We start from the raw sequence: 21,358 nt of genomic DNA on the forward strand, positions 1-21,358 counted from the left end.
CTTATTTTTTAGCAAAGCCTATAACGGCCTCAAAAAAGAGTTTAAATACCCTTAAATCATCTTTTGTCTTTACCTGAGCCACACATTTATTTATCATCTCGACAAATTCATCGCTTGAGCATTTTCTTGACTTAGAGTAAGCCGCTTTTGAATTTAGCATCTTTACAAATGGCAAAACTTCGCTAAAATTCTGTGTCTGTGCGTCTCGCTCTAGTTTTATGACATAATCATAAAAAGCTCTTATTTGTGCAGGTTTGGTTTGTTCAATTGCTTTTGCCACATCATGGGCCGTTTTATCAAATAAATTTGGATCTTTCTTGTAGTCCAAAACTATCGGCGGTAAAAAGTCAGCTTGCGGTTTATTGCCAGCATTATAGTTGCCACCGCCACTTCTATTGTATCCACTCATCGTTCTCTCCTTTTATATATGTATTCACAAATAGCCATCTTACTCTCCTTTGGATTGTTTTCTATCGCATTATTTAGCATAAGAAGTAGCTCATTCATCTCACCACCACCTTGCATATTTCTAGTAAAGCTATAGCTTAGCTTTGACTTCCACATCGTATTTTTCACATCCTCGCATACTTTTTTACTCATCTCGCAAAGCTCAAGCAGTCTATATAAAAACGTCGTATTGTCTATATTAAATTTAGTAAATTCATCTAAAATTTGACTTCTGACATTTAGATAACTATCCCATTTAGCAGTCTCGCCAAAGATACTAATCGCATCTTTTCCACTCATCTCTTTTGAGCTCTCCAGCCACTTTTCGCTAGTTTGCGCTAGAAAGCTTATAGGCGTAGATGGTTTTGCTAAAACGATACCAAAAGAGATGCTTAGATCCTTTGTTTTTATAAATTTCATAAACTCTTGCCTTACAAAAACGGCAAGCTCTATCATCTGGTCATAGCTACCAACTATCAAAAGATCATCTCCTCCCGCAAAGACCGTGTAGCTATTTTCAAATTTCTCTTTCATCTTTCTTGGCACATATAAAGAGAAAAAGTTATTTATCCCCTTTGAAAAGGTGTCAAAATTTGCAAAGTTTTGCGTAACATCGCTATGTTTTATGAAATTTCCCATATTATCCACGTCAGCTTTTATCACGGCGATCGCATTATCTCCGCGCGATTTTTTAGCCAGATCTTCAAAATCCACTATGCTGCCCGCATTTTTAGCGACGTATGATCTTATATTTTCACTTATCTCAAGATCCACATCCATAAAGTCTATGCCTATATCTTTGCTATTTATCTTCTTACTATCGCCAGCTAGCTTTTCGCCAAGACGTACAAAGGCGGCACAAATTTCGCATTTATCTTTGTCGTGAGCTATCTTTCTTATATTGCAGATCCTGCAAAGAGTTTGATTTGTTATGCCCTTGTCGTATGAAAGCACCGGTTCTTGCTCTTTTAAATTTAACTTTTTAAATTTCTCTAGCTCCACAGCCTTGCTGATCTTATCCCTTAGCTCTTTATATCGCTTAGGCTCCGTAAAGTCAGCCCTTTCACACTCCACGCAAGATAGGCTAACACCGCTAACGCCAAAGAAATTTTTTATAAAATAAGCATTTATAACGCCTTTTATCTCTTTAAAAGCAGCTTCATTAAATTTAGGGGATAGTATCTCAAATTTACCAGCCGTGCATGATAAGATACATTTTTCATCTATGCCCAGTTTTTGGCAGATAAATTTAGCCAAGACCATCATGAAAAGCTCGCAGAATGCAGACTTTGCCCTTAGTACCTTGGCCGCATTTTTTGAGCCTAGGTTATCAAATATAAATTTTTGTATCCCGTAAAAGTCTCCACCTATTAAAAACATCCTATCTTGCAATATCTCATCTATACTCTTAGATCCTTGCTCCAAAGAGACAAACTCATCATTAAAATAACTGCTAAATTTGCTCATTCATATCCTCCGTTTCTATTTTCCCTAGTCCAAAAACAGTCTGCTTGCCTACGCCTATTATCTCACCTAGCTTTAGTAGATCCATACACTCTTTGCTAATACCCCTCATCTCTAAAGACCCCACCAAGCCACCAAAATTCATAGTAGTATTTTGTCTATTGCTACGTCTAGTTAGCTCCACGTATTTTAGGTCTTTTTTGGTTATCTCGCCCTTTATCTCGCACTCTAGCGCCTCGTGAGCTTGTCCAAAGAGACCAAGCCTTCTTTGATAGATGGAGTTTAGTATCTCTTTTAGACTTATATTGTCATTTTTTAAAAAAACATTATCTTTTTTTATCCTAAGCGGAGTTATAAATTTAACCCTGACATCGCCCTCATCACCATCAAAGCTAAATTCTCTCACGTACTCTTTAGGCAGGCTTATTTTATCCTCCGCCATACACGCCTCACCATTTACAAACATATCAAATTTCTCATACCTAAGCCTATCTTTACCAAGCCCATATCTCTTTAGCATCATATATGCCGCAGAGGCGATATATGGTAGTTTTTCGCACGCGCTTTCTAGCAAAACTATGCCAAAGTCATACACTTTAGCCCCTAGCTCAAAGTCCAGCCTATATCTATGGTAGCTATTTTTCTTCTCATAAAAGTCGTAGTATAAACAGCTCTCATTTGCAAAGCATTCGTCGCACTTATGGACGTGATTTATACAGCTTACGCTTTTTAGTGCATACCCAAAGGCTCCTCGCACCTGCGAGCCAATAAAAAATGGCGGCTTTTGTGACGGCTCAAATTTCACTCTAAGCTCGGCATACCTCATCTAAACTCCTTATCTTCACATAGTCTAAAACCACGCCCACCATGCTCTTTTTTAGAGCATTTTTTCTATTTATTTTAAGTTTGGGGATAAATTTATTAAGCTCTAGTAGTTTTATCAGCATGCCAAGACTATCTCTTGTCGCCCTTATATCGCTAGAAAAGGTCAAGATCATATTAGTTTCGTTATTCACTTCAACGCTCGATTTTAAAATTGTCTTATTATATATGATTTAAAGGTAAATGTTTATGATTTTTAAATTTTTGTTTAAAAATTATTATTTTTTGTATATTTTGTGCGTACCTTCACCACTTTTGATTTTTAGCTTAAATTTCCATCTTTTTGGCTAAAATTTCAAAAATTTGTGATTTTAAAGATATTTAAAATAAGTTCTTTTACTTATCATTGTTAAATTTGACCCGATCAAGGGGATTGAAACGTTATTGTGTTTTTTAGTTTTATGATGCCTGCTTTTGTATTTAAACAAATTTGACCCGATCAAGGGGATTAAAACCAGCTTACGGCATATTGCTTTTCACCGATGACTATTCTGTATTTAAACAAATTTGACCCGATCAAGGGGATTGAAACATGCATATAAAGGTTGTGATAATATCGATACTATCACTCTTATTTAAACAAATTTGACCCGATCAAGGGGATTGAAACTTTTCGTAGTTAGTCAAAACTTCTATGTCTGCATAATTTAAACAAATTTGACCCGATCAAGGGGATTGAAACCCACTTTTTCCGTATGTGTATCCGATCACTTCAAAAAGCGCGGAATTTAAACAAATTTGACCCGCTCTAGGGGATATAGCGACCCATACCACATTTAAAAAGGTAAATTCAAAATGTTTACTAAAAATCTAGAACACATATTTACAAAAGCTGCTTTAAGCTCTGCATTTGACGAAATTTCTGCAAATTCTTTAGGTTTAGACGAGATCTCGTATGCTGATTTTAAGAAGAACTTTGACGAAAACGCAGACAATCTCATAAGCTCATTATTAAATGGCACCTACACGCCAGAACCGCTAAGAAAGATCAACATCCCAAAAGAAAATCGCAATGGCGTAAGACCCATAGGCATATCCTCTATAAAAGACAAACTAGTTCAAAAAGTCCTATACTCAGAGCTTAGTCCATACTTCGACGAGACATTTTTATCAAATTCCTACGCCTACCGCCCACACAAATCCACCTACAAAGCCATAAACAGAGCCAGCAGTTTCATAAACGAAAATGACTGCTGGATACTAAAGGCCGATGTAAAAGACTTTTTCGAGTCGGTAAACCACTCCAAGCTACTACAAATTTTGCAAAAACATATAAAAGACACAAAGATCATAAACCTTATCTCGCTCTTTTTAAAAACAGGTGGATTTTTAAAGCACGACTTTAAAGAGCACAAAGTCGGCGTAAATCAAGGTGATATACTATCTCCGATGCTATCAAACATCTATCTTGATCTAATGGATAGGTTTATAATCAAGACCACAGATAAATTTATAAGATACGCAGATGACTTTATAGTATGCTTTGCAGAAAAAGACAAAGCGACCGAATTTGAGCAAAAGCTAGATGACTTTTTAAAACTACTAAATTTATCTCTCAACAAAGAAAAAACCAAAGTCGTAAACGTAAACGACGGTTTTGTCTTCTTGGGCGTTCGCTTCTTTGGTAAAAACCGCTGCGTGGATAACGATAAAATTCAAAAGATCATCTCAAATTTACACTCCGCAAGCAAAGAAAAGTCAAATTTCATAGACTATATAGACGAGATAAACGCCATCTTGCTTACGCTTAAAAACTACTATCTAAAGATCATACCACCAAACTCACCGCAGATAACGCAGATAAAAGAGCACCTCATAGACTCTTTAGCTCAAAAGATCGCCCTATACAAGCAAAATAAAACCATAAATTCAAAAAAAGAGTTCACCCTCTATCTTGAAAAGATCGACTTTGGAGTATTGTTTGGTCAAAACGAGATAAAAGACAAGATAACCCTAGCCATAACAAAAGGCTATGACAAATATCTATCTCAAAAAAGCTACGAAAACGAGCCCCGCAAGATAAACCAAAAGAGAAATTTCTACGCCACCAAGATCGCCTCCGACTCAACACTCCATATCAATCAAATAGGCGTCTTTCTGGGCCTTAGCAAAAATAAATTTACTATAAAGCAATACGGCAAAATTTATAAAGAATTCCCCATCTCTAAAATTTCACGCATCATCGTTGATAGCGAGTATATCTCACTATCTTCTGCGGTGATATGGCGCTGCGCAAGAGAAAAGATCCATATTGACTTTATAGACAAGCACTACGTCCCATACGCTACCTTGCTAGCTTACAACAGCACCTCTACACAGACAGCACACAAACAAGCCATGCTCCTAAACACACCAGCCCAGCTATATCTCGCCACCTCTTTTGTCGAGACAAAGATAAGAAACCAAACTAACTATCTAAAATACCTAAACAAATACCATAAATTTCTCAATCCACACATCCTAAAACTAGAAAACATCCTAGAAAGAAAGCTAAAATACGTCAAAAACACAAACGAGCTCATGGGCTTTGAGGGCTCGGCAGCCGCCATTTACTGGGATGGCATAAAGAGCATATTGCCGCTAGAATTTGAAAAGCGCATAACATTTGGCGCCAAAGACATCGTAAATTCCTCACTAAACTACGCCTACGCCATACTCTACTCCAAGGTTCAAGAGTGCCTATATCTAGCAGGGCTTAGCCTACATATCTCATTTTTACATGCGCTTGATAGCACAAAGCCGACCCTAGTCTTTGACATGATAGAGCAGTTTAGGACATTTATGGTAGATAGAGTCATAGTCTCTATGCTAAACAAAGATGAGCCTATCTCACTAAACAAAGAGGGGCTTCTCACCGACGCTTCTAAAAAGCTCATAGCACAAAATATGAAAGAAAAACTCGGCAGCTACACTATGTGGAAAAAGCAGTCATGCAAATGCGAAAACATAATCATGCAAGAGTGCTACGACCTAGCTCGCTTCATAAACGGCGAGAGCAAAAGCTATAGACCTTTTGTAGGGAAATTCTAATGAAATTCGTAATAGCCTACGACATACAAAGCGATAAAAATCGCAAAAAGCTCTCAGACATCCTTGAAGGCATCGGCTACCGCGTAAATTTTAGCGTCTTCGAGTGCGAGATAAATGAAACCAAGCTCAAAAAACTGATAAAGTCCGCCAGATCTTTGCTAAACGTCAAAACAGATAGCTTGAGATTTTACAGGCTATGCGAAAACTGCATGGGGAAAAGCTTTGAGCTATGTGATAAAAAAGGTATCTTTGAGGCGCAAGAGCTCTTTGTCTAGCTTATGTCGTTCTTAAATTTCTTTTGGATTTTTGATTTGCGAACTTTTTTAGCTGAAATTTGACCCTTTTTGGCTAAAATCTCGCGAAATAGGTTCGCAAATCTAGTTTTTTTCAAAATATCACTCATACATTTGCGAACTTTTAGTTATGCTTAAGTTTAGGATAGCCTATTTTAGGACCTTGCGAAACTTATATACCGCTTAAAGTTCGCAAACCTATAGAATTTGAAATTTTTAAAGGAGATTTGCGAACTTTTTTAAGATGACAAATGCCTAAATTTAGGGGTTCTTTCACTTATTATTGTTAATTTTATGGAGTTAGTATTTTTTCATACCCATACATTTGCGAACTTTTTTGAGCTTTTCGCGAATTTTGGATATCTTTAAAGCCGGTTTCTTAAATAATTTTGCTAATTTTTCTTTTGTAAAAATAGTCTTTTAGGCTATTTAAACAAATTTGACCCGATCAAGGGGATTGAAACTGTACTTTATTAAGTACATTAGCTGTAGCTAACTGATTTATTTAAACAAATTTGACCCGATCAAGGGGATTGAAACTATATACTTAACCAGCTCTATATCTCCGTATTCTAGACTATTTAAACAAATTTGACCCGATCAAGGGGATTGAAACTGTTGTTACCGTTAATATCTCTAACGTATAGTGTTAAATTTAAACAAATTTGACCCGATCAAGGGGATTGAAACAGCATTAAACTGGCTAGGGATCTTGATGTAGGCACACTCATTTAAACAAATTTGACCCGATCAAGGGGATTGAAACATGTCATCTCGTTTACCATATCTTTAGTCATAGGATTTAAACAAATTTGACCCGATCAAGGGGATTGAAACCCTTGTGGTAAGTAGTTCAAACTCTTTTCAACTTTATCTCATTTAAACAAATTTGACCCGATCAAGGGGATTGAAACTCTACAGATGCATCATTAGGATCTGTTTTTAGACTAGCATTTAAACAAATTTGACCCGATCAAGGGGATTAAAACGATTGTACAGCTGACTCTGCATAAGCTTTAGAGAAATATTTTTACAAATTTGACCCGATCAAGGGGATTGAAACTCGCTTTTGTCGCTTTCGGCTAAAACTTTTTCAGCAATTTAAACAAATTTGACCCGATCAAGGGGATTGAAACAATATCAGATTGAACTTATAGTAGGTGCAATCTGTCATTTAAACAAATTTGACCCGATTTAGGGGATTGAAACTCGTAATAGTCGTTTGCATCTTCAAACCACCTAAAATTTAAACAAATTTGACCCGATCAAGGGGATTAAAACTAGTTAATTTTTGATATTCTAACTAAGCATGATGACACCGAATTTAAACAAATTTGACCCGATCAATGGGATCAGAGTTTACATTTATATGTAAAAACTACTTCATGTAAAATATCACTATCATTTTTTATATTTTTATTTTTATGGGCACATGTTGTCCATATTTCACTTTATAATTGCCACATATTTACAAGAAGAGAAAACAACAAAATATATGGAAAGGAAAAAAATTAATGAAATATAGAGTTGAAAAATATAAACTCATCTGCAAAGGCTGCCAAGAGATATACTACGTTGACTATGAAGGATCAGATGTGTTAGACAAGGACTACTTTGACCAAATAGTAACAGAGTGCTCTAAATGTGGTTCAAGAGTTTTAGAGAAGCATGATTTAGACTTTATTGACATAGCAAAGATGAAATTTAAAAAGATATTAAAACAAAAGAAAAACTACTTTACAAGAGGATAAGATGTTACCAATAATAGCAATTTTTACAAGTAGAGCGATAATAGATATTATACAAATAGGCATGATAACCTACTAGCTAACTGTTTCAACGCTAGAGACTGTCGAAGCACTAGTAGCAGCCGATAAGATAAATAACAAAATAAAGAAAGAACAATAAGGAGAAAACTATGAAAATTTTAAATCCAGAAACTACATCACCAATATCAGTGGAGATTATTAAAGAATTTTTTGAGAATATTATTAATAATACGGAGTCAAATCTTAATTTTTCTTACGGCCAAGCCAATACTCAGGTTAATACCAAAGGGATGACTAGCATACTTCTTATAGCAGGGGTGCTTGGGCTTAGTTACTTGGTTATTGAGAAATTTGGTGATAAGTTAATAGAAACTTGATTACTTGAAAGGAAAAATATGAATGATCTGATAACTACCTATGATATGACTGAAGAAGCTTACGAAAGTGCTATAAGTATATTAGAAGAAGCTATTTAAAACGAGACAAGTTTTAGTAAGAAGTCGGTTTTATTAGAAGAGACTATTAGATTAACCAAAGCAATTATCAAAAAACAACAAAAAGATTAGATTATTTGAAGAAAAGGCAATGGGATACAATAATAACTTTTTAAATAATACTTTTAATAATAAGAAAAAATAGTCTCTACACTGAATTAGATTTTCTTAATAAAAAAGCTAAAGTCAAAGCATCTGGCACTACTTCTATGGTTTTAGCCGTAGGTCTAACCGTACTAGAAGGCATAGTCTTATATAAATTTGGTGACAACTTACTTGAAAACGATTGCACTGAAATTTTTTGGAGTAGGTCGTACTAAAATAAATCAAAAAGATATTTAAACAAATTTGACCCGATCAATGGGATTAGAGTTTACATTTATATGTAAAATTAAAACTACTTCATCTATAAATATCACTACCATTTTTTTATACTTTCATTTTTGTTGATGTAGATTGTTCATATTTTACTTTATAATTGCAAAATATTGAGAACAATGGATATAAAGGTAAGAGATTATAGAAGTAACATTAAAACACATAGGAAGCAATGAAGGTGAAAAAATAATCTCATAGTAAGCAAAATATAAAAAAGGATGATAATGAAAGCAAAATCAAAAACACAATGATAGTAACGGCAGTTAAAATAGAAACAAGTTTTATAATGTCGCTATATATGGAGACATTATCTCTACAATCTACAATAAGTCTTTATTACTCATCACATATCTCCTTATAAATTTTTGAGCCTATCTTATATAGTGTATATGCTGATATAGCAATTTTAGTTATAGCCTCTATGGTTGGTATTATTAAAATTGGCATGTTATCTACCTTTTTTGTTTGTTAAAACGTCGATAGCCTTTTTGGCAACATAAAACTCAATAGCCGCTTTAGCGAGAGCCTCTAAAATTAAAACAAATGGCATATTTAACCCTCCCATTTTTTGATTTTTACATATTGGCAAGTGACTTGCTACCACTCAATATGAATGTGGATGCCGTCACCATCAATGGTTATATCGATAAAATCGCAAAGCATAGATTGCTCCTTTTTTAAGTTATTTTGTTTTATTGAGAGAATTATAAAACAGTGTATGGACAAACTGAGGTATAATTTGCAAAAAGTTTTAAAAAGGATAAAGCAATGAACGCCCAGACCAGGATACTATGGTTACTTAAAAAGCTAAACCGCGGCGAGATAATCAACACTGCACAAGATGAGCTATGGATAAGTGAAAAAGATAAGGCGCCAAGGCTAGATTATAAAACCATAAGACGAGACTTTGACGCGATAAAAAGTGTTTTTGGTGAGATAGAGATAAAGCGCACAGAGTCTGGCTGCTATCAAGCTATCAATACAAATTTACTTGATGATCTACTTGATGAGAGAAAGAGAAATGTCTTAAAGATAATCTACACAATGCTTGCCAAAAACTCGCAAAAATTTCATGAAAACAGCAAAAAAACGGCCGTATCTCAAGCTATAAACGAGTCTTTGGGCGTTTATGACTTTATCACAAGTCCGATCGAGACAGAGCTAGATAAATCCGTCATCAAAACGCTAGAAGATGCGATACGCTACCGCAAAAAACTCGCGATCGAGTATACCCCGACAAATAGGTCTGATAGTAAAAAATTTAAAGAGGTAAAGCCATATAAAATTTTGCTAATCAACGAAAATTTATATCTGGCAAATAGCAACAACGAGTATGATTTTTCAATTTTTAGGATAGCTGGGATAGTAAATTTAGATGTTATCAAGGGCGAGACGTTTAATCACGACTATAACATCGATGATTTTATAAAAAATATCCAGACGCCATTTGCGGTCTTTTCTCATGAGTGGAGAAACTCGCTCATAGAGGTACGGCTCGAGATCAGCCCACAAAAGGCCTTTTTGTTTGAAAGAAAAAACTTTTTTCAGTCGCAAAATATAATAGAGCGAAGGCCAGACGGGGCGATCGTAGTTAGCTATCATCTTACGGATCTTAAGGAGATAGAGTTTTTTATCATGGAATTTTTAGGATACGTTAAAATTTTAGCCCCGATGGAGCTAAAACAAAAGATCATAAAAAAGATAGAAGAAGGTAAAAATCTACTCTAGCTAAAATAATCCTTGAGGCATGCTTTTAACTAGTCTAAAACATGCTTCAAGTGACTTGTCGCCTATGCCCGGAGCTTTTAGTAAAGAGCTTAGAGAATGATATAGTCCGCTATCTATCGCATCTTTAATGGCTTGAAATCTTATATTTTTTACGCCTAGGGCTTTGGTTTGCCTTTTTAGCTCGTTGATATCAAAATTGAGCGCAAAGTCATCATACAAATCATCGCTTGCATTTTCATCAAATTCCCAAATTTCGCACTCTATATTTAAAGGCTCTAGAAATTTCATCATCAAATTTATAACTTCGTCTTTATCAAGTCCGCCATTTGCAGCACCAAGAAGAGGAAACGCGACACTATCGATATTTTTGCTCGCATAGGTATTTGCAAATTTTTCAAGGCCAGCTTTTATGTAGCTCATTTTTGATGGATCTCTCCAGTGTTTTTTGGTAGGGAAATTTAGCACTTGTCGTCCATCATTTGCTTTATATAGCCATAGCTTGCCTATATCTATTTTATTTGGGTTATCCTCGCTACAAAGCTCGACATATCTCGCAAACATCTCAGGATAGCGCAGCCTAAACTCATAGGCTATACCAGCACCCATGACACCTACGCAGTTAATTGTATTTACGATAGTGCCTGCTTTGGTGTTAAATATATTTCCATTTTTTAGAGTTACCATTTTTTATCCTTAGAAAAATTTAGCTGGATCAACTATGACGTTGATATTATACATTTTAAGATCATCAGCTAGTTGCTCTTCGATAGCTTTTTTGCTAATTTGATCTTTAACATATATAGAGCGTATGTAGCGGCTATAAACTACATCATTGATCAAAATTTCTGCCATCATTTTTTGCTTGATATCATCATGTCTAACACCATTATTACACCATCTCAAAGAAAAGACATCGTCAAAATTTATAAAATTTGGATCTTGCAAGTCTGGCAAGTATTTACTAAATTTGGCCTCATCTGCAGACGCGTTGCGATTTGATATCAAAAAATCATCTTGGTGATCTTTAATAACCCTAACATCAAATCCTAAAATGATAACACGAGTATTGTTTCTATTTTTATAGAGCATAGCATTGCGAGGATTAAAATAAAATGGGACATAGTCGTGAATTTTATGTCCATATATCTGCTCAACCTTTTCGCGTCTTGCATTAACCTCTTGGTTGCTAATATCTACTTGTCTGTAGGTGTTGTAATGATTTTGCAAGCCATGTAGTAAGATATTTTTCAAGTTGTTAGAGTCTGTCATATGAAAAATTTCGCTCATGCCGTCTAAGAAATTTTGGTTGCTCATTATAACCTCCGTTATTTTTTCGGAGATTATAAGAGGCATTATAGACATATAGTGTCTATAAAAAATATTAAATAGCTAACTATCTTGTATTTTTATAAAGTCTTGATATTTATCAAATAGCTTTTTTATCTCTTGTTTGATATGGCTAAATTCCTCTTCGCTGATATTACCATGTGCGAAGTCATTACGCAATTTATATAATTCTTCATGATATTCTAACAACTCACCGCCTGAACCAAATTCTGTCTTGATTACTGACCTTATGTTATCTATATCAGAATTTGTAAGGTCAAGATACTTTAAATTTCTCTTAGTACTATAGGCAAAATCATCATTGGATGCATCGGCACGAACTTTTAGTGCCTGAACAAAAAAATTGCTAATTTTGTAATTCCTACGTTCTTTCTTTTTAGAACATTCATCTAAAATTTTCTTAAAAACGACAGGGATATTTCTTTCAAAAACTCCAACTATATAGCTATTTACACTCTCAAACAAGAGTACCAACGACTGCAGCAAATAGCCCTTTTCAAACATATCTTTAGCTAGTTTATACCTAAAAACATAGGCACTATCACTCCAATCGCATATTTTACTTAGCCCGTCTTTTAAATTCTTAGCTCTTGATATAAGCGCGATATCATCTATCCTATCGAGCTCCTTGATCAGCTCACCATGCGAGCTTTTCAGCTTTGCGATATTTAAGCTTAGTATATTATTTGAAAAATCATTTAAAGCATTTACTAGCGGCTCAAATTTCTTTGTCTTTATGTGCTGCGCTAGAGTATAGTTTTGCGAAAAAGCTGTGATCACAAAAGCGATGTTGGCGATATCTAGGTATTGTCTTAGATCTATTATCTCGTATAACTTGGATTTTTCTATCTCTTTTGCAAACAAAATTTGATCTATTTGAGAGACATTTGAGAAATTTTGTATGAGTAGATCAACTAGTGCTAGCAAAGGCAGATGCCTAAAGCCATGCGTCACGTCAAAGACGATCTTGCCAACACCACATTTAACTAGGTCATCTACAGCTCTTTCAAATATCTCAAAGATAGCTTCAAAATTTTTCTCATCTGTGATCTTGTAGCTATCGTTAAAATTTATCCTAAAATTTACATAGTGCGCTATTACCTCTTCGTTAAACTCTCTAGCATCGGCAGTATATATAGGCACTATATTTTCAGCACCAAATTTATCTGCTAGAAGAGGTAAGGTGTTAAAAAATTCTTGCGAGTTATCAGGGCTCTCACCAGCAAAATAGTACTTAGCACAGCCTTTGGTTTTAATGTTATCTTTTTGGCCTTGTATGCCAAGGATGGTGATAACTGCTGTTTTGTTGTTGATCTCTTCACTCTGGGGTGGATTTGCTTTTTTGACTATAGTTAGCGGCATTTGCTTCCTTTAAATTTAACAGCTTATATTTTTGAAGTGTAGGAGATTATCTCGTTTTACAACTTGTGTTTTACTTAATAAAAAAGATAGGTTTTATAAATACTCCCTAAATTTTTCATGCTTAAATTCACGCCTAGTTACCAATTTGCCATCTATGGCAAGCTCTTTAACAATGCGTTTAGTAGTAGCATAGATGGTTTTTATCCCGATATTTTTTGCAAAATTTATCATGTTAAAAGTAGCGCCAAAGTCACCTTGTACCAGCAAAATATCACCGGCTTTAGCTTCAAGCATCAACTCTTTTTTGTATGTATTTAAAGCATATAATATATTTTCATCTGCTGGGTTGATGTTTGACCACATGTCGTCGGTAATATTTATTATATAGTCGATATTAAATGATTTTATGGCTTGATCTTTTTGCTCTTGTGTCAAATCATGGTTTATTAGAACAAACATTTTTTTCATTGTTATCCCTTTTTTAAATAAATAAGATGAGATAGTATCTAGCAAGTTGGACACATTGTGGCAAAAAAGAAGCAAAATAGAAAAATGCTTGGTCTTTAATTTTTATGACATATACTGTCGTTTTTGTGCCCTATAATTATTGTACTTCTATAAGACAAGGATAAAAATGAAAACAAAAACAAGAGATTCAGTTATAGTAGCGTCTATCAAAGGAAGCATCAGCCTGCATGTAAGAGTCGTGAGATCTAAAAAGACCTACACAAGAAAGCAAAAGCACCCAAAGGATAATAGAAGATCAACATAGTAGATTTATATAAATGCAAATCGCTCCAAGGCTATTGCACAAAATTCACATCTAGCCTATATCCAGCAGCATTAGCATAGGCATTTAAAGTAGAGATTGTTGGGGAAATTTTAGAATTTAAGCTCTCAAGTCTTGATATATTGCTTTTACTAGTATTCATTCTGCTTGCCATCTCTTCTTGAGTCAGATTTGCAGCTTTTCTGATCTTTATAAGTTTTAGTTTTAACTCAAACTCAATCTCTAGCCTATCGTATTCTTTTTTTACCTCGCTTCTTTTTAGAGCTTTTTCTTTAAAATCCTCAAATGTTGGTCTCATTTTATCTCCTTTGCTCTTTGCATAATGATCTTCATATCTTTTTTAGGAATGGTATCTGATTTTTTAATGAGCGTATGTAAAATCACTATTTCTCTATTTATGACATTTACAAAGACACTTCTTGCGATACCTTCTTTACCTTTTGCCCTAAACTCAAATAGTCCATCGCCAAGAGGTGCGCTATGAGGTCTGCCCAAATTTGGTCCAACCTCCCTAGCCATTTCAAGTATGCGAAGTAAATTAGCCAAAATAGTATCTGGTAAAGATAGTGTCTCGTCTTCAACGCTCTTATCATAAAACGTGATTTTCCATAATTGCTCTTTCATGTCGGCTATATTATCATTTTTGATAACTTATTGTCAAATATGATAACTTTTTAAGAACACTCACCCTTCCCCTCCCCCTGCTTGATCAAATTTTACCTCTTCAACCAGATCCTTTAGAATTTTTGAAGTTACGGCTCATCGTAAGTGCTCATAGTAGTCTTGTTAGATTTAATATCATAATTACAAGCTATAATAATTTTTATTTTAAAAACACTAATACCGGCTTTTTCCTCATTAAAGCATTTTTTCAAATCTTTTGAAATTTTAGACGCTATTTCCGATTTTGTGTTGTATATTCTAAAAAATATAATCCCCACACTTTAGGCAATGTTCTATTTGGCTTATCTTACACGTATATAAACCCTAATACAAAAACCCAAATAGCCACAATGGTATCTTATTGCCGACACCAACTTCAATATCATCTGCTGCTATAAAAGAATTTGGCATATCCTTTATCTGCTCAAAGCTCTTTTTGGCTCCGCCTATTTCAAAGATAAATTTATTACCAATCATAAAGTCACCACCTTTACCAGAGTAAATTTCAGTGACATTTCCAAGCTGATTAGCAAAGAATGTTTCTCTTACATTTCCTATATCTGGGCTGTTTATATACATTAAATTTGTATTTTCAAGGTAAATTTTATCCGCCTTGTCCATATTTTTTATTGCAAGCTTGCTTTTCATTAAAAGCCTTATAAGCCCGGCACTATCAAGCATAGCAAGATACTCTTTTAGCGTCCTATCATCCCTTATATCAACAAGCGATTTTAGGTTTGAGTAGTTTGGCTGGTATGGGACGTTTGTGCTTATAGCATGAGTTAAGATTTTTAGCTTTCTTGCTGTGTTGCCGTTTAAATTTGGATATATACTTAAAAGATCGCTATCTATCGTAGCTTCTATGCTTTGCCTTAGGGTCTGATAAAAGGCAGTATCATTTGGCATATCGTTATAGTACGGGTAGTAACCCGCCTTTAGATACTCTCTAAAAAGCTTAATGACGGCTAGCTCTTTTTGCTTTAAGGCGTTATTGGTATCAACAGCTATCCCCTGATGATTTGTAAGTAAATTTGTAAGCTCAATAGCTTTTAAATTTATACCATACCTTAGCCCTAGATACTCCCTAAAACTCATTCCACTCATCTTATATACGATTGCTCTTCTGCTTAGATCATGAGAGCTTTTTAACACTTCAAGAGCAGATGAGCCAGTAGCTACTATATTTAACTCTTTAAAGTTATCATAGGCAAATTTTAATACTGCAGATATATCTTTACTCTTATGAATTTCATCCAGATATAGATGCTTTCCGCCATTTAATACAAACTCTCTTATGATCGAGGTTATATCATTTGATATCTCTATATCATCTAAGCCTAGGTAAAGACTATCTTTGTTTTTACTAGCTAGCTGAGCTAGTGTAGTTGTTTTACCTATTCCTCTTTGCCCTAGGATAACGATAAGTCTATGAGATAAATCCTTGGAGTCTATAAAATATCTTTTAAATTTATGATTGTTTAACCTTATAAGGTCGTTGCTCTTTAAAAAAAGTTGATCTAACATGACTTATTCCTAAATTATGTAATACAATACAATTATATCATAAAAATATGTGTAATACAATACAGATAAGATTATTTTTTAAGTAAAAGCACATTTTATTGCAAATGACTATATACATTTTTATGGAAGAAAGCAACCTTACTAATAGTGCTGTTGGGTTCTTTTTGAAATTTAATTTCCTTAATATTAAAGCATTACTTTTAACACCCCACCTTTTTCTCATTGATAAAAATTTATCTCTTTAATTAGATCCTTTAGAATTTAGGGAGTTACCAGTTTTTTTAGGTTTTAAAACCTTTACGAGCCCATTTGTGAAAGCCTATATGCGAAAAAAGATCATCCTCTAGTTCATATACTTGCCCAAATAACTCAGCGCTTTTGTTCTTTTGCATGAGCTTAAATATAGCAGCTGCACCGGCTATGCCGTTTTCAGGCCTACCACACATCGTGCGGTATATCCATCTTGTACAGACAAAGCATTGATTTGTCGAGTCATTTAGCAAGTGACCTAGCATATCCTTTGCTTGTTTCTCTTTACCTGCCTCAAATAGCTCTTTTATACGTTTGATCTTTTTCATCACCACTCCTTTTTTGAATGAATTTTAAAATAAAAAATGGACAAAATTTATTCCTATTATGCTGCTATGATCTCACAAAAGGACATTAAAATAAAGACCTTTTTGACGATATAGAGTAGATAAAGGAGGAATATAATGGAAAATGAAACAAACTATATTTTAAGTGCTGGCGATATACTAAGTTGTCAAAAATATAAAATTCCAGACTATCAGCGCCCATATGTATGGAGTGAGGATCTAGCCTTGGGGCTATTTTCAAGCATTAAAAGGTCGTTTGAGAATGGAATCTCTGATGAAATTTTATTAGGACATATTATATTGCATGTAGAAGCAGGCGCTATAAATATAGTTGATGGACAACAGCGCATAACTACGCTGGCCCTTATTTTAAAAGCTTTAGGCGATAATGATGTGCTTTTTTTAAATAATAAACTAAATATCTTATCGCACAAGGCTTTGAAAAGAAATTTTGAGCTTTTAAAATTAGAATGGGCTGATACAAAAGATAAAGAAAGACTCGTAAAATATATAAAAGAAAAGGTTAAATTTACGTTCGTAAAAACTGAAGACTTAGACGAAGCATTTTTGTATTTTGATACGCACAATACTAGCGGCAGAGCCCTTAGTGAAACAGATCTGCTCAAAAATCACCACCTAATGTTTATGGACGAGACAAAATCAAAGCAACTAATGCTTCATTACACTAAAAAATGGAACGAGTACTCTTTATACGGGGTTAATATCTCTTGGTTTTTGAGGGAGAATTTGATATTTCGCACACTACGAACTGCACTAACCATAAGGAATATAAAAACTAATGCATATTATCTACATATAATCTTTGGTTATTATGGAGCAGATGATGAGTGGTACAGGATAAATTACTCTATTTTTCAAGAATTTAAAAACCATTTCGATGAAAAAATAAAAATTTACAAAAGCAATATATCGATAGCAGATGATGTGCTTGGTGGCGCAAATTTTTTTGAATACGTTTTTAAGTATTGCGATATCTTAAAATACATTGAAAGTAATTTTATATTTTTTAATGGAGATTTTACAGGATGTAGTTACCTAAATCATGCTTGCCACGTGGTTTTACTATGTGTAGCCGACAAATTCGGTATTGAAGCATTGGATGAAATTTCAGATTTAGTACTTTTCAATGTCTTAATAGTAGTTTGTAAACATGATAGGATTGATCCGAATAACTATATGCTATCAAATTTTACCAACCGACTCCTGCAGCTCATAGACACATCAAGTGTATTAGAAACTTTAAAAATAAAGATAGAAAAAGAGTTAAAATCTAATGTTGATACAGTATATATCTCGCCTGAAAAACTAAAAAAATTAAAAAATAAGGATAAATATACAGAAAATTATATAAAAAGTTGCTCGTTTGGTATTATAAAATTGAAAGGAAAAGAAGATGGAAGCAAGAAAAAATAATATCAACAGTTTAAAAAAGCTTAAATTTGAAATACCTTTTTACCAAAGAGCGTATTCTTGGAAAAAACAAGATATTGAAAAACTAATAAGCGATATAAACTGCAAAGAAGGGCACTATCTTGGCAATATCGTAGTTAAAAAGAATAACGATAAATTTATCGTTATAGACGGACAGCAGAGGCTAACTACCATTTATATTATTTTTATGGCTCTAAGAGAAAAACCATTTGAGTTAGATTATGAAATAGATAGTGGTGACGGCGAAAAACTAAAAAACTTTGATATCAATGAACATAGATATATCAACCAGCAAATTTTAGAGGCTATTAATTTTGTAAAAAATAATAAGACTTTATGTGAAATTTCTTTTAAAGAAAAACTAAATTCAGCTATTTTTACAATGACTATTATCCCAGAAAATATCAAAGCTACTGAGTATTTTGAACTAGTTAATACAAAAAGCATCCAGCTTGAAAATCATCAAGTTTTAAAGGCTAGATTTTTAAGTAATATCAAAGACAACTATACAGGCATAGCAAGAAAATGGGATATGATCTCAAATATGGATGAAAAGTATAAGGATCAAGTAAAAAACAACAATAAATATATACAATGCGGAGAGCTAGAAACTATAAATGTGCTTTTAAACAAAACCTACAAAGAAGAGCAAAAAGCACAAACTAAAACAAATTCCGTTGCAAAAAGCTTGGTAAAATTTCCGGTATTTTTACTTCTAGCTTTAAGGGTCTTTGTTGCTAAAAAAGAACTCAAAATAGACATTATCGTAAACAAAGATAAACTTTTAGGTGAATTTGATAAGGTTTTTAAGGAAGAAGCCAATATATACTCTGAATTTATTAAGTTCCTAGAAGATATGCGTAATAAATTCGATGAATTTGTCTATAGAGATGACGATATTAAAGACAAAAAGCTACTAAATTTACAAAGGATGTTTTACTATACCAGTGAATATGATAAGCCAGAATTTATTGCTGCATTACTAGCCTTTTTAGATAAAAGCTCGCTAGGAGAGTATAATGAGGAAAATGCAAAAAAAGTTACTAAATTTCTTGAGCAATTAGACAACGAACTGGTAAAAAGTGCTCTAAGAAATAACGGATCTCGTAAAATAGTAGAAACAATAAATAACGTTATAGAAAAAATTTATAAAAACGAAAACATAGAAACACAAATGCTTAAAAAAATAGACTCAAGTTTTTTGGATAATGGGACAGCGGTACCACACTATTGGTTCTATAGGCTGGAATACCTACTTTGGCGAGATTTTGAAGATTTAAATGTTTGTGGTATTTGTGCAGACAATATAAAAACAGTATTTCCTAAATTTAATAGAGATGAATACCTAATTAAATCCCAAGACACGGTAGAGCATATGTGGGCAACAAATTTGCAAGAAAATAACAAAGCACTAGATGATTTTGGAAATTTGGCCTTAATAAGAAAAGATTTTAATTCTAGTTTAAGCGATTATAATTTTGGAGAGAAGCTAAAAAGGATAAAAGAAAATCCAAACTCAAGTATAAAAATGTTGATACTTTACACACTTCAACAAGGCTATAGCATTGAAAGAATAAAAGACCTTGGCGTAAAAATGAAACAAATTCTTTTTCAAGGCATAACCAATGGCACTTTCTAAATCCCTATACATCCGCGGTCTTCAATGCGAAAAGAGCTTGTGGCTTAAAAAGAAAAGGCCAGAGGTTTTGCAAGCTCCAGATGATGGCGCACAGGCTGTGTTTGACACTGGCACATCAGTAGGCGAGCTAGCCTGTGAGCTATTTAGCGGCGGCGAGAGAATAGAGTATACTGGCGACTTTGGCTCGCAGATAGCAAGGACAAAAGAGCTTATGGGGCACAGCACAAAGGTGATCTACGAGGCCACTTTTTGCTTTGATGGCATCCTTGTTATGGTTGATATCCTTCGCATCGGCAAGGACGGGCTTATTATTAATGAGGTAAAAAGTAGCACCTCAGTAAAAGAGGTCTATATCGATGATGCAAGCATCCAGTACTACGTCATTAGCTCGCTTGGCTACAAGGTGAGTGCCGTAAATGTCATCCACATAGATAGCAGCTACGTAAGAGGCGAGAAGCTCGAGCTTGATAAGTTTTTTCATACCGAAGACGTGACCGAGCAAGTAAAGCAAAAACAAGCAGATATCCCTCAAATTTTAAGTAAATTTGATGAAATTCTTAGCAAAGATGTTGAACCAGAGATTGATATCGGAGTTCAGTGCTCAAACCCATATCCTTGCGATGCTTGGGAGTACTGCTGGCGCAAGCAGCGAGGCATACCAGAGTATAGTATTTTTGATATTAGCGGCTTAAGAAGTAAAAAGAAATTTGAGCTTTATAAAAGCGGCATAGTTAAATTTGAAGATATCAAAGAGCTAGATAAATTTAACGCCTCTCAGCAGATACAAATCCGCTCTGAGCTCTCAAAGGAGCAGATCATAGACAAAGAGGCTATCAAAGAATTTCTAGAGACACTTAGCTATCCACTCTACCACCTTGACTTTGAGACATTTCAGCAAGCAGTGCCCGAGTTTATAGGTCTTAGTCCGTATGAGCAGATACCTTTTCAGCTTTCTATCCACAAGGATGATGGCAAGGGAAATTTGGAGCATTTTGAGTTCTTGGCTGAGGTCGGAGTCGATCCTAGATATGAGCTGGCACTAAATTTGATCAAATTTATCCCGCAAGATGCTTGCGTGCTAGCCTATAATATGAGCTTTGAAAAAAGAGTTATAAGACGTCTTGCTGAAATTTATCCGCAAATCTCAAATGAGCTTATGGCTATCCACGACAACATAAAAGACCTGATGGCGCCATTTGCTAGCAAAAGCTACTACCACCCAAAAATGCAAGGCAGCTACTCTATAAAATATGTCTTGCCAGCGCTTGTGCCCGAGTTTGAGTCAGCATATAAGGATCTAAATTTGATCCACCATGGTGGCGAGGCGATGCAGGCTTATGAAGCTATGGCGTATATGCCAGCCAAGGAGCGCGAGGCCTATAAAAAGGCACTTTTAGCATACTGCAAGCTAGATACTCTGGCGATGGTTAAAGTTTTAGAAAAACTACGCGAAGTTATAAAATAGACAAAAAAGTGTCTGGTTTGCCGGCTATAATGCCA

At 34.4% G+C, this 21,358-nt stretch carries 21 protein-coding genes and 1 CRISPR repeat array; of the genes, 9 read left to right on the plus strand and 12 right to left on the minus strand.

Annotated features, from left to right (window positions below; all coding sequences use genetic code 11):
- Nucleotide 1: 1 nt before the first annotated feature.
- The 4 genes from csm2 to CVT14_RS02235 are packed head-to-tail and all read right to left on the minus strand — an operon-like array spanning nt 2 to nt 2,927.
- Complete coding sequence (gene csm2 / locus CVT14_RS02220) at nt 2-409, minus strand: type III-A CRISPR-associated protein Csm2 (RefSeq protein WP_103616508.1); 408 nt, start codon at nt 407-409, stop codon at nt 2-4.
- On the minus strand, nt 406-1,914 hold the full coding sequence (cas10, locus tag CVT14_RS02225) for a type III-A CRISPR-associated protein Cas10/Csm1 (protein WP_103616509.1): 1,509 nt from the start codon (nt 1,912-1,914) through the stop codon (nt 406-408). The genes csm2 and cas10 overlap by 4 nt, the downstream gene beginning before the upstream one ends.
- Nucleotides 1,901-2,737: a CRISPR system precrRNA processing endoribonuclease RAMP protein Cas6 gene (cas6, locus tag CVT14_RS02230; RefSeq protein ID WP_103616510.1), complete on the minus strand. Its 837-nt coding sequence runs from the start codon at nt 2,735-2,737 to the stop codon at nt 1,901-1,903. The genes cas10 and cas6 overlap by 14 nt, the downstream gene beginning before the upstream one ends.
- Complete coding sequence (locus CVT14_RS02235) at nt 2,718-2,927, minus strand: hypothetical protein (protein WP_141088392.1); 210 nt, start codon at nt 2,925-2,927, stop codon at nt 2,718-2,720. The genes cas6 and CVT14_RS02235 overlap by 20 nt, the downstream gene beginning before the upstream one ends.
- Before the next feature lie 661 nt (nt 2,928-3,588).
- Between CVT14_RS02235 and cas1 the strand changes: the two genes are divergently transcribed.
- The 5 genes from cas1 (at nt 3,589) to CVT14_RS02260 (ending at nt 10,485) form a co-directional block, all read left to right on the plus strand.
- Nucleotides 3,589-5,823: a CRISPR-associated endonuclease Cas1 gene (cas1, locus tag CVT14_RS02240; RefSeq protein ID WP_107849590.1), complete on the plus strand. Its 2,235-nt coding sequence runs from the start codon at nt 3,589-3,591 to the stop codon at nt 5,821-5,823.
- Nucleotides 5,823-6,098: a CRISPR-associated endonuclease Cas2 gene (cas2, locus tag CVT14_RS02245; protein WP_103572440.1), complete on the plus strand. Its 276-nt coding sequence runs from the start codon at nt 5,823-5,825 to the stop codon at nt 6,096-6,098. The genes cas1 and cas2 overlap by 1 nt, the downstream gene beginning before the upstream one ends.
- Nucleotides 6,099-6,543: 445 nt before the next feature.
- Nucleotides 6,544-7,475: direct repeats of the CRISPR family, unit length 37 nt; unit sequence ATTTAAACAAATTTGACCCGATCAAGGGGATTGAAAC.
- A gap of 155 nt (nt 7,476-7,630) precedes the next feature.
- Nucleotides 7,631-7,867 carry a hypothetical protein gene (locus tag CVT14_RS02250; RefSeq protein WP_107849591.1) on the plus strand — a complete coding sequence of 79 codons (237 nt, stop codon included), beginning with the start codon at nt 7,631-7,633 and terminating at the stop codon, nt 7,865-7,867.
- Between the two features lie 167 nt (nt 7,868-8,034).
- Complete coding sequence (locus tag CVT14_RS02255; protein ID WP_107849592.1) at nt 8,035-8,262, plus strand: hypothetical protein; 228 nt, start codon at nt 8,035-8,037, stop codon at nt 8,260-8,262.
- 1,263 nt (nt 8,263-9,525) lie between these two features.
- Complete coding sequence (locus CVT14_RS02260) at nt 9,526-10,485, plus strand: helix-turn-helix transcriptional regulator (RefSeq protein WP_107849593.1); 960 nt, start codon at nt 9,526-9,528, stop codon at nt 10,483-10,485.
- On the opposite strand, the gene CVT14_RS02265 is transcribed toward CVT14_RS02260, so the two are convergent.
- From CVT14_RS02265 to csx20, 4 genes are all read right to left on the minus strand, one after another.
- A complete protein-coding gene (locus tag CVT14_RS02265) occupies nt 10,486-11,169 on the minus strand; it encodes a macro domain-containing protein (protein ID WP_107849594.1) in 684 nt (227 codons plus the stop codon).
- Nucleotides 11,170-11,178: 9 nt separating this feature from the next.
- Nucleotides 11,179-11,799 (minus strand): DUF4433 domain-containing protein, encoded by a 621-nt coding sequence (locus CVT14_RS02270; protein ID WP_159071740.1) that lies wholly within the window; start codon nt 11,797-11,799, stop codon nt 11,179-11,181.
- A gap of 75 nt (nt 11,800-11,874) precedes the next feature.
- Nucleotides 11,875-13,194 (minus strand): CRISPR-associated DxTHG motif protein, encoded by a 1,320-nt coding sequence (locus CVT14_RS02275; protein ID WP_107849596.1) that lies wholly within the window; start codon nt 13,192-13,194, stop codon nt 11,875-11,877.
- 93 nt (nt 13,195-13,287) lie between these two features.
- Complete coding sequence (csx20, locus tag CVT14_RS02280) at nt 13,288-13,662, minus strand: CRISPR-associated protein Csx20 (RefSeq protein ID WP_107849597.1); 375 nt, start codon at nt 13,660-13,662, stop codon at nt 13,288-13,290.
- A gap of 166 nt (nt 13,663-13,828) precedes the next feature.
- On the opposite strand from csx20, the gene CVT14_RS10630 reads away from it, so the two are divergent.
- Nucleotides 13,829-13,966 carry a hypothetical protein gene (locus CVT14_RS10630; RefSeq protein ID WP_159071741.1) on the plus strand — a complete coding sequence of 46 codons (138 nt, stop codon included), beginning with the start codon at nt 13,829-13,831 and terminating at the stop codon, nt 13,964-13,966.
- Nucleotides 13,967-13,997: 31 nt separating this feature from the next.
- On the opposite strand, the gene CVT14_RS02285 is transcribed toward CVT14_RS10630, so the two are convergent.
- The 4 genes from CVT14_RS02285 to CVT14_RS02300 all read right to left on the minus strand — a co-directional run bounded on the left by CVT14_RS02285 (nt 13,998) and on the right by CVT14_RS02300 (nt 16,749).
- Nucleotides 13,998-14,282 carry a helix-turn-helix domain-containing protein gene (locus tag CVT14_RS02285; RefSeq protein ID WP_084041731.1) on the minus strand — a complete coding sequence of 95 codons (285 nt, stop codon included), beginning with the start codon at nt 14,280-14,282 and terminating at the stop codon, nt 13,998-14,000.
- Nucleotides 14,279-14,608 carry a type II toxin-antitoxin system RelE/ParE family toxin gene (locus CVT14_RS02290; RefSeq protein WP_107849598.1) on the minus strand — a complete coding sequence of 110 codons (330 nt, stop codon included), beginning with the start codon at nt 14,606-14,608 and terminating at the stop codon, nt 14,279-14,281. Before CVT14_RS02290 ends, CVT14_RS02285 begins: the two co-directional genes overlap by 4 nt.
- 363 nt (nt 14,609-14,971) lie before the next feature.
- On the minus strand, nt 14,972-16,171 hold the full coding sequence (locus CVT14_RS02295; RefSeq protein ID WP_107849599.1) for an ATP-binding protein: 1,200 nt from the start codon (nt 16,169-16,171) through the stop codon (nt 14,972-14,974).
- A gap of 281 nt (nt 16,172-16,452) precedes the next feature.
- The gene (locus CVT14_RS02300; protein WP_103616520.1) at nt 16,453-16,749 is read right to left on the minus strand and encodes a hypothetical protein; all 297 of its coding nucleotides are present in this window, start codon (nt 16,747-16,749) and stop codon (nt 16,453-16,455) included.
- A 135-nt stretch (nt 16,750-16,884) separates the two neighbouring features.
- Here CVT14_RS02300 and CVT14_RS02305 point away from each other — a divergent pair, with 135 nt between their 5' ends.
- The 3 genes from CVT14_RS02305 to CVT14_RS02315 are packed head-to-tail and all read left to right on the plus strand — an operon-like array spanning nt 16,885 to nt 21,323.
- Nucleotides 16,885-18,201, plus strand: a complete 1,317-nt coding sequence (locus CVT14_RS02305; RefSeq protein ID WP_103616521.1) for a DUF262 domain-containing protein — start codon at nt 16,885-16,887, stop codon at nt 18,199-18,201.
- Nucleotides 18,182-19,858: a DUF262 domain-containing protein gene (locus CVT14_RS02310; RefSeq protein WP_103616522.1), complete on the plus strand. Its 1,677-nt coding sequence runs from the start codon at nt 18,182-18,184 to the stop codon at nt 19,856-19,858. The genes CVT14_RS02305 and CVT14_RS02310 overlap by 20 nt, the downstream gene beginning before the upstream one ends.
- Nucleotides 19,845-21,323 carry a DUF2779 domain-containing protein gene (locus CVT14_RS02315; protein WP_103616523.1) on the plus strand — a complete coding sequence of 493 codons (1,479 nt, stop codon included), beginning with the start codon at nt 19,845-19,847 and terminating at the stop codon, nt 21,321-21,323. The genes CVT14_RS02310 and CVT14_RS02315 overlap by 14 nt, the downstream gene beginning before the upstream one ends.
- Nucleotides 21,324-21,358: the final 35 nt, after the last annotated feature.

Origin of the sequence: Campylobacter concisus, from assembly GCF_003048445.1 — a bacterium.
Lineage (GTDB): Bacteria > Campylobacterota > Campylobacteria > Campylobacterales > Campylobacteraceae > Campylobacter_A > Campylobacter_A concisus_BF.